Annotated in this window: 1 protein-coding gene; it reads right to left on the reverse strand. The window is 69.1% G+C overall.

Going from position 1 to position 10,265, the window contains the following annotated elements:
- Positions 1-7: 7 nt before the first annotated feature.
- The gene (locus ACMTAK_RS10565; protein WP_413805972.1) at positions 8-10,264 is read right to left on the reverse strand and encodes a non-ribosomal peptide synthetase; all 10,257 of its coding nucleotides are present in this window, start codon (positions 10,262-10,264) and stop codon (positions 8-10) included.
- Between the last annotated feature and the right edge of the window lies 1 nt (position 10,265).

Consider the following 10,265-nt stretch of genomic DNA (forward strand, 5'->3'; position numbering starts at 1 on the left):
CCCTCTCCTAATTCTTCGTCAGCAGCTGCGCGGAAATGAGCCGACCGATCGTTTCAAGGGGCTCTCCGGTGAGCATCCCGTCGTGATCGGAGGCGATCCGGACCGGTTCGACATGCCCGTCGACGTACGGCGCCCAGCTGTCCGGAGCAAGCGGCGCGGGAGCCGACGCGGGCCGACCCTCCGTGGCGACGAAGAGCAGCAGATCTCCGCGGAAGACGCCGGGCGTGTGGTGCTGGAGCAGCCGGTTGTTGTTGGCGTTGACCCTCTGGATCTCGGAGAGCATCCGCACCCGCTTGCGCCGCCCGCCGCGGGGCCCTTCGCCGGGCTCGTCGGCGGGCGCGTCGGGCTCGTCGGCGGGCGCGTCGGGCTCGTGGGGCGCGTCGGGCGCGCCGGTCGGTTCCGCCTCGTCTACGCCGGGGTAGCCATCGAGGCTGGCCAGGAGGTCCACCGTTTCGCCCCGCTGCTGGAGCAGCGCCGCCATCGCATGGGCCACGGTGCCACCGAACGACCAGCCGAGGAGGTGATAGGGCCCGGCCGGCTGCACGGTCCGAATCCTCGCCACGTAGTCCGCGGCCATCTCCTCGACCGTCCGCGGCAGTGACTCATCCGTGCCGAACCCGCGAGCCTGCAACGCGTAGACCGGGCGGTCCGGCGGCAAGTGGTCCGTGAGTTCCGCGTAGCAGCGCCCCAGTCCGGTGCTCGGGTGGACACAGAACACAGGCGGTCGGCCGCCTTCGGTCCGGAGCGGCAGCAACAGGCCGGTGCCGTCTGAGTCGGTGCGGGCGGTGCCGTCCTCCGTAGCGTCGAGCAGCCGGGCCACGTCGGCCACGGTCGGAGCGGTGAACAGCGCGCGGATGCTGACCTCGGCGCCGAGGACGGCACGGATCTGGGCGATCAGCTTCATCACGAGGATCGAGTCGCCGCCCAGCTCGAAGAACGACGCCTCGGCACCCACCTCCTCCAGACCCAGCACCTCGGCAAACAGCATGCACAGGCGCTCCTCAGTGGGCGTCTGCGGACCACGTCCCGCCGTCGCCGCGCCGGTGAAGTCAGGAGCGGGGAGGGCGGACCGGTCCAGCTTGCCGTTCACCGTAATGGGCAGCGCGCCCAGCGTCACGAACACGGCCGGGACCATGTAATCGGGCAGCCGGCCAGCGAGGAACGTCCGCAACTGCGACACATCCACCGCGTCATCCGACACGACGTAAGCAACCAGCCGCTTGTCCCCGGCACGGTCCTCCCGAGCGATCACCGCCACCTGACCAACGCCCGGGTGGGCGGCGAGGACGGTCTCGACCTCACCGGGCTCGACCCGGAAACCACGCACCTTCACCTGATCATCCACCCGGCCACCGAAGACGAGCTGCCCATCCGCGGTCCACTTGACGAGGTCACCCGTGCGATACATCCGCCCACCAGTGAACGGACACGCCACGAAGCGCTCCGCCGTCAGCCCGGCACGACCGAGATAGCCACGCGCGAGGCCCGGCCCCGCGACATACAACTCACCCAGCGCCCCAACGGGGACCGGGTGAAGACGCTCATCGAGGACGAAAGCCCGGGTGTTGGTGATGGGCCGCCCGATGGGCACCGGGCCCGATCCGGACGCCTCCAAGGGCTCACTCACCGTCGCACACACGGTCACCTCGGTCGGACCATACGCATTGACCATCCGCCGCCCCGACGCCCACCGCTCCACCAACCCCGGCGGGCACACCTCACTGGCCACCACCACCGTGCCCAGGCTCCCGGGCAACTCCTCCACCGTGGCCAGCACCGACGGCGACACCGTCACATGCGTGACACCGAACTCCGCCGCCACCTCGCTCAACGACCCATGGGGCGGAAGCCTGTCCGGGTCCGCCATCACCAGCGCGGCGCCCGAGAGCAACGCCATGAACAGCTCCCACACCGAAGCGTCAAAGCTCAACGAGGCCAGCTGCAAAACCCGCGCATCAGCACCCACCGCGAACCGCTCGATCTGCGCGCCGACGAGGTTCCCGATACCGCGATGCGTCACCGCCACGCCCTTGGGACGGCCCGTCGACCCCGACGTATAAATCACATACGCCACGTCGTCCACGCTCACGGAGACCACCGGCGCCGGGGGCGCGTCCGCCGATTGAACTGCCGACGGATCCCACATCAGGCACTCCACCCCGGCCGGAACCAACCCCCGTGTCCCCTCGGAGCAGAGGACCAGCGCAGGCGCCGAGTCCTCGACCATCCACCCGATCCGCTCCACCGGATACGCCGGATCCACCGGCACAAACCCCGCCCCGGCCTTGGCAATCCCCAGCAACACCGCCACCACATCCACCGACCGCTCCAACACCACAGCGACCAGATCACCGCGCCCCACACCCCGCGCCCCCAACACCCCCGCCACCCGCTCCGACCGCTCCCTCAACCCCGCATACGACCACTCCTCACCACCCGCACCCACCACCGCCACCGCATCCGGCGACAGCTCGACCCGCTCGTCGAACAACTCCGCCAACGGCCGCACGGGAACGTCCCGCTCGGTGGCGTTCCATCCCCCCAGCACCCGCGCCCGCTCCGCGCCACCAAGCACCTCGAACTCACTCACCCGAACGGAAGGGTCGGCCGCCACCTGCTCCAGTGACCGCACCAGCCGCTCGGCCAGCACCTCCACCGTCCGTTCGTCAAAGAGGTCGGTGGCATAGAGGAACGCGCCGCGGATCCCGCCCGGATTGCCGTCGTCGTCGCGGTGCTCGGCCAGATCCAGGGCCAGATCCACCCGTGCCGAAGCCTCCGCACCCGACTCCAACGGACGCACACCCAACCCCGGCAGATCCCACAGCCGCCCCTCACCCCCAGGCGCCCCCTGAAGCCCCAACGACACCTGAAACAGCGGATTACGCCCCAACGACCGAGCCGGATTGAGATCCTCCACCAGCCGCTCGAACGGCACATCCTGATGGGCATACGCGTCCAGATCCGCCTCCCGCACCCTGGACAGCAACTCCACAAAACTCGGGTCGCCACTCACATCACTCCGCAAGACGAGTGTGTTGACGAAGAACCCCACCAGCCCGTCCAAGGCCGCATCCCCACGCCCCGCCACCGCCGTACCAACAGGAATGTCCTTCCCCGCACCCATCCGCGACAGCAGGGCGGAGATGGCGGCGTGCATCACCATGAACATCGTCGCCCCGCCCCGTTGGGCGAGTCCCGTGAGCTGGGCATGGGTTTCCGCGGTGATGGCGACCGGCACTTCGCCACCGCGGAAGGACGACACCGCCGGCCGGGGCCGATCCGTCGGCAGGATGAGCTCCTCCGGCGCACCGGCCAGCGCCTCCCGCCAGTAGCCGAGCTGGCCACTGATCACACTCTCCGGATCCTCCAGATCGCCCAACACCTCACGCTGCCACAGCGCATAATCCGCGTACTGCACCGGCAACGGCTCCCACCCCGGCGCACGGCCCGCCCGCCGCGCCCCATACGCCACCCCGATCTCCCGACCCAACACGCCCATCGACCAACCATCAACCGCGATGTGATGCGCCACGATCAACAACACAAACTCCGACGGACCCGTCTTCAACAACCGCGCCCGCCACGGCAGATCCACGCTCAAGTCAAAGCCTCGGGCGGCATAGCCGCCGAGTACCTCCCGCAGGTGTTCCTCCGCGGTCTCCACCACGATCAGCGGCGGCCGCCCCGCCTCGCCCGTCAGCACATGCTGGCGCGGTTCACCATCGGTCTCGGGAAAGACCGTACGCAGACTCTCGTGCCGGTCGGCGACGTCCCCGAGCGCCGCCTCCAGAGCGACCCCGTCGAGCTCGCCGGAGAGCCGGAGCGCCAGCGGGAGGTTGTACACCGCACCGTCGCCGACGCCTTCGAGGCGGTTGAGGAACCACATCCGCTGCTGGGCGTACGACAGCGGCAGCACCTCCGGGCGCGGCCGAGCGGTCAGTGCCTGCTGGGCGGTGCTGTCCTCCGTAGCGTCGAGCAGCCGGGCCACGTCGGCCACCGTCGGAGCGGTGAACAGCGCACGGATGCTGACCTCGGCGCCGAGGACGGCACGGATCTGGGCGATCAGCTTCATCACGAGGATCGAGTCGCCGCCCAGCTCGAAGAACGACGCCTCGGCACCCACCTCCTCCAGACCCAGCACCTCGGCAAACAGCATGCACAGGCGCTCCTCAGTGGGCGTCTGCGGACCACGTCCCGCCGTCGCCGCGCCGGTGAAGTCAGGAGCGGGGAGGGCGGACCGGTCCAGCTTGCCGTTCACCGTAATGGGCAGCGCGCCCAGCGTCACGAACACGGCCGGGACCATGTAATCGGGCAGCCGGCCAGCGAGGAACGTCCGCAACTGCGACACATCCACCGCGTCATCCGACACCACGTAAGCAACCAGCCGCTTGTCCCCGGCACGGTCCTCCCGAGCGATCACCGCCACCTGACCAACGCCCGGGTGAGCGGCGAGGACGGTCTCGATCTCACCGGGCTCGACCCGGAAACCACGCACCTTCACCTGATCATCCACCCGGCCACCGAAGACGAGCTGCCCATCCGCGGTCCACTTGACGAGGTCACCCGTGCGATACATCCGCCCACCAGTGAACGGACACGCCACGAAGCGCTCCGCCGTCAGCCCGGCACGACCGAGATAGCCACGCGCGAGGCCCGGCCCCGCGACATACAACTCACCCAGCACCCCAACGGGGACCGGGTGCAGACACTCATCGAGGACGAAAGCCCGGGTGTTGGTGATGGGCCGCCCGATGGGCACCGGGCCCGATCCGGACGCCTCCAAGGGCTCACTCACCGTCGCACACACGGTCACCTCAGTCGGACCATACGCATTCACCATCCGCCGCCCCGACGCCCACCGCTCCACCAACCCCGGCGGGCACACCTCACTGGCCACCACCACCGTGCCCAGGCTCTCGGGCAACTCCTCCACCGTGGCCAGCACCGAAGGCGACACCGTCACATGCGTGACACCGAACTCCGCCGCCACCTCGCTCAACGACCCATGGGGCGGAAGCCTGTCCGGATCCGCCATCACCAGCGCGGCGCCCGAGAGCAACGCCATGAACAGCTCCCACACCGAAGCGTCAAAGCTCAACGAGGCCAATTGCAAAACCCGCGCATCAGCACCCACCCCGAACCGCTCGATCTGCGCGCCGACGAGGTTCCCGATACCGCGATGCGTCACCGCCACGCCCTTGGGACGGCCCGTCGAGCCCGACGTATAGATCACATACGCCACATCATCGACATCCACCGAAACCGCAGGCGCGGGCTCCGCCAGCGGATCCGACGGATCCCACACCAAGCACTCAACCCCGGCCGGAACCAACCGCCGTGTCCTCTCGGAGCAGAGGACCAGCGCAGGCGCCGAGTCCTCGACCATCCACCCGATCCGCTCCACCGGATACGCCGGATCCACCGGCACAAACCCCGCCCCGGCCTTGGCAATCCCCAGCAACACCGCCACCACATCCACCGACCGCTCCAACACCACAGCGACCAGATCACCGCGCCCCACACCCCGCGCGCCCAACACCCCCGCCACCCGCTCCGACCGCTCCCTCAACTGCGCATACGACCACTCCTCACCACCCGCACCCACCACCGCCACCGCATCCGGCGACAGCTCGACCCGCTCGTCGAACAACTCCGCCAACGGCCGCACGGGAACGTCCCGCTCGGTGGCGTTCCACTCCTCCAGCACCCGCGCCCGCTCGCCCGAGCCCAGCACGGCGACCTCACTCACCCGAGCCGCGGGATCCGAGGCGATCTGCTCCAACACCCGCACCAGCCGCTCCGCGAGCACCTCTACCGTCTGCTCATCAAAGAGATCGGTGGCATACAGGAACGCACCGTCAATCCCCCCCGGATTACCGTCGCCATCGCGGTGCTCGGCCAGATCCAGGGCCAGATCCACCCGTGCCGAAGCCTCCGCACCCGACTCCAACGGACGCACCCGCAACCCCGGCAGATCCCACAACCGCCCCTCACCCGCAGGCGCCCCCTGAAGCCCCAACGACACCTGAAACAGCGGATTACGCCCCAACGACCGAGCCGGATTGAGATCCTCCACCAGCCGCTCGAACGGCACATCCTGATGGGCATACGCGTCCAGATCCGCCTCCCGCACCCTGGACAGCAACTCCACAAAACTCGGGTCGCCACTCACATCACTCCGCAAGACGAGTGTGTTGACGAAGAACCCCACCAGCCCGTCCAAGGCCGCATCCCCACGCCCCGCCACCGCCGTACCAACAGGAATGTCCTTCCCCGCACCCATCCGCGACAGCAACAGCGCCAGCGCCGCCTGGACGACCATGAACATCGTGGCCCGCCCGCGCTGGGCGAGCGCCACCAGTCGGGCGTGGACCTGCGGGCTCACCCGGACCGGCACGGATCGGCCGCGGAAGGAGGACACAACGGGACGGGACCGGTCCACGGGCAGGATGAGCTCCTCCGGCGCACCGTCCAGCGCCTCACGCCAGTAGCCGAGCTGGCCACTGATCACACTCCCCGGATCCTCCAGATCGCCCAACACCTCACGCTGCCACAGCGCATAATCCGCGTACTGCACCGGCAACGGCTCCCACCCCGGCGCACGGCCCGCCCGCCGCGCCCCATACGCCACCCCGATCTCCCGACCCAACACACCCATCGACCAACCATCAACCGCGATGTGATGCGCCACGATCAACAACACAAACTCCGACGGACCCGTCTTCAACAACCGCGCCCGCCACGGCAGATCCACGCTCAGGTCAAAGCCTCGGGCGGAGTGCGCCATCAGGGTCTGCGGCAGTTCCTGCTCCACCGTTTCCACGACCACGAGGGACGGTCGGCCGGCGCCACCCGTCAGCACGTGCTGACGCGGTTCGCCATCGGTCTCGGGAAAGACGGTACGTAAACTCTCGTGCCGGTCGGCGACGTCTCCAAGCGCCGCCTCAAGAGCACCCCTGTCGAGCTCGCCGGAAAGCCGGAGCGCCAACGGCAGGTTGTAGCCCGCGCCTTCCCCCACGCCTTCGAGGCGATTGAGGAACCACATCCGGCGCTGGGCGTACGACAGGGGTACGGCGTCCGTCCGGGGGCACGGCAGCAGCGCGGGGCGGGCCCGGCCGTCCGCGTTGCCTTCTTCCTCGATACGGCGGGAGAGCAGGGCGACCGTGGTGGCGGTGAAGAGCTCACGGATGGTGATCCGGGTGTCGAGCACCGCCCGGAGCCTGGCGATGAGCCGCATCGCCAGGAGTGAATCACCGCCGAGCTCGAAGAACGAGGCATCAGCGCTGACCCGCTCCACGCCGAGCACCTCGGCGAAGAGCCCACAGAGGATCTCTTCGTTCGGGGTGGCCGGACCCCGGCCCGCCACGGTGGCTGTGGCGTCGGGCGCCGGGAGCTTCGCGCGGTCCAGCTTGCCGTTGACCGTCAACGGAAGCGCATCCAGCACGACGACGGTCGGGACCATGTACTCCGGCAACCGGCCCGCAGCGAACTCCCGCACGCCCGCCACGTCCAGCTCCCCATTGGGGACCACGTACGCGACCAGCTGCTTGTCCCCCGGCCCGTCCTCCCGGACCACCACCGCAACCTGACCCACACCCTCAAAGGCGGCCACCACTGCCTCGATCTCGCCGGGCTCCACGCGGAATCCACGGACCTTGACCTGCTCATCGACGCGCCCCGCGAAGACCAGATCACCCTCTTCGGTCCACTTCGCCAGGTCGCCGCTGCGATACATCCGCCCACCCGGGGCAGCGAACGGACACGCGACGAACCGCTCGGCCGATAGCCCCGGACGACCGATATAGCCCCGGGCCAGACCCGCACCGGCGACATAGACCTCGCCGATCACACCGACGGACACCGGTCGAAGGAACGGATCCAGCACGAACACCTTGTTGTTGGGCAGTGGCCGACCGATAGGGGGCGCAGCCTCCAGCCCAGTCTTCAGTGCGGTCGCGGTGGCTGTGGTGATGACGGTGGCCTCGGTCGGCCCGTAGGTGTTCCACACCCGCGCACCCGCCGACCACCGGCCGGCCAGCTCCGCACTCAACCGCTCCGCACCCAGCACCCAATTGCCCACACCCGGCACGGCATCCGGATCCAGCACCCCCAACAGCGACGGCACCACACTGGCCACCCGCGCCCCACACCGGCCGATCATCTCCGCCAGCGCCCGCGGATCCTTACGCTCCTCCGCACTCGCCACCGCCAACGTGCCACCAGCGGCCAGCGTCACCACCACATCGAGAACAGCGGCGTCAAAGCTGAACGACGCGAACTGCAACGCCACCACACCCGCGTCCATCCCCAACACCGGACGCATCGCCTCGGCCAGATTCACCACGCCACCATGCGCGACAGCCACACCCTTCGGCCGCCCCGTCGAACCCGACGTATAGATCACATACGCCAACTGCTCCGGCACAATGACCGTCCCCAGCGGCTCCGCCGAGAAGGCATCGGCGCCCTCGAGAAGGACCGCGCGAGCATCACCCAGCGGGACGCCATCAAGACAATCGACCGTGCCCAGGACCACCTCGGCACCACTGTCCGCGATCACAAACCCCAGCCGGTCCGCCGGATACTCCGGATCCAACGGAACGAACGCACCACCGGCCTTCCACACCGCCAACTCCGCCACCACCATGTCCACGGACCGCGCCAAACACAACGCAACCCGCGACTCCCGACCCACCCCCACACCACACAACAACCGAGCCAACCGATTCGCCCGCTCGTCCAACTCCCCATACGACAACGCCTCACCACCACACCGCACCGCCACCACATCCGGCGCCACCCCAACCCACGCCTCAAACCGCTCCACAACCGAACCGCCGGACACCGCAGCCCCCGTGGCATTCCACTCCTCCACCACCCGAGCCCGCTCCACCTCCCCCAACACATCCAGCCGACCGACCAACGTCTCCGGATCGGCCGCCATCTGCCCAAGCACCCGGAGCACCTGGTCGACCAGCCCCTGGGCCGTCTCCTCGTCGAACAGGTCCGGCCGGTAGCTCAGCCGCATGCCCAGGCCGCCGCTCGGGCCGACCACCAGGCCGAGCGGGTAATTGATCGACTCCCGGAGTCCATGCTCGGTGAACTTCAGGCCGCCCGGTCCGCGTCGTTCGACCTCATCGCCCGAAGGCTTGTCGCCCGAAGGCTTGTCGCCGGGCGGCTTCCGGGCGTTCGTGCCCGAGGGGAAGCTCTCGAACGCCATGATGGTGTCGAACGTCGCCCCGGGTCCGGCCTGCCGCTGGATGTCACTGAGGCTCAGGTACTGGTAGTCAACCAGCGCCGCCTGCTCGGCCCGCAGCTCCGCCAGCAGTTGGGCCACCGACTGCGCCGGGTCGAAGCGGACGCGTACGGGCACGGTGTTGATGAAGAGCCCCAGCATGCTCTCCATGCCCGGCAGGTCCAGCGGCCGTCCGGCCACGCTGGCGCCGAACACCACATCCCGTCGGCCGGTCAGCTTGCCGACGACGAGAGCCCAGGCGACCTGAACGACGGTGTTCAGCGTGAGGCCGTGGAGGCGGCGCGTCAGGTCGCGCAGCGCCTGGTCCAGCTCCTCGCTCGCCCTGCCGGACACCATGGCGGAGTGGGCCGGCGCCCCGTTGTACTCGGCCGGAGCCACCAGCGTGGGCTCATCCGCCCCGGCCAGCGTCTTCCGCCAGGCCGCCATGGCCTCTTCCTTGTTCTGGCGGGCGAGCCAGGCCAGATACTCGCGGTACGGGGTGACGGGCGGCAGACCGTGTGCGCTGCCCCCGGCCTCGTAACACGTCCACAACTCCCGCATCAGCACCGGCAGCGACCAGCCGTCCAAGAGGATGTGATGCAGCGTCACCATCATCCGGTACTCGTCCGGCCCGACCCTGACCAGCAACACCTTCAGCAACGGCGGCACCGCCAGGTCGAAACGCCGCTCCCGCTCCTCGATCCCCAACCGCTCCGACTCCGCACGGGCGGTATCCGCGTCCAGCCCGGACAGATCCTCCTCCCGCCACGGCAGGGTCACCCGGCGCATGACGAGCTGGACCGGGGCTCCGGAGGCGCGCCGCTGGAATCCGGCGCGCAGGCTCTCGTGGCGGTCGAGCAGCGCCTGCCAGGACGCCCGCAGCACCGCGGAGTCCAGCTTGCCCTCCAGGCCGGTGATCATCTGCTCGACGTAGACGTCGATGCCCTCCTCGTCGTACACCGCGTGGAACAGCAGGCCCTCCTGCAGCGGCGACAGCGGCCATACCCCCACCAGAGCGGAGTCGGTCATC

The sequence above is a fragment of the Streptomyces lacaronensis genome (assembly GCF_047337785.1).
Taxonomy (GTDB): Bacteria; Actinomycetota; Actinomycetes; order Streptomycetales; family Streptomycetaceae; genus Streptomyces; species Streptomyces lycopersici.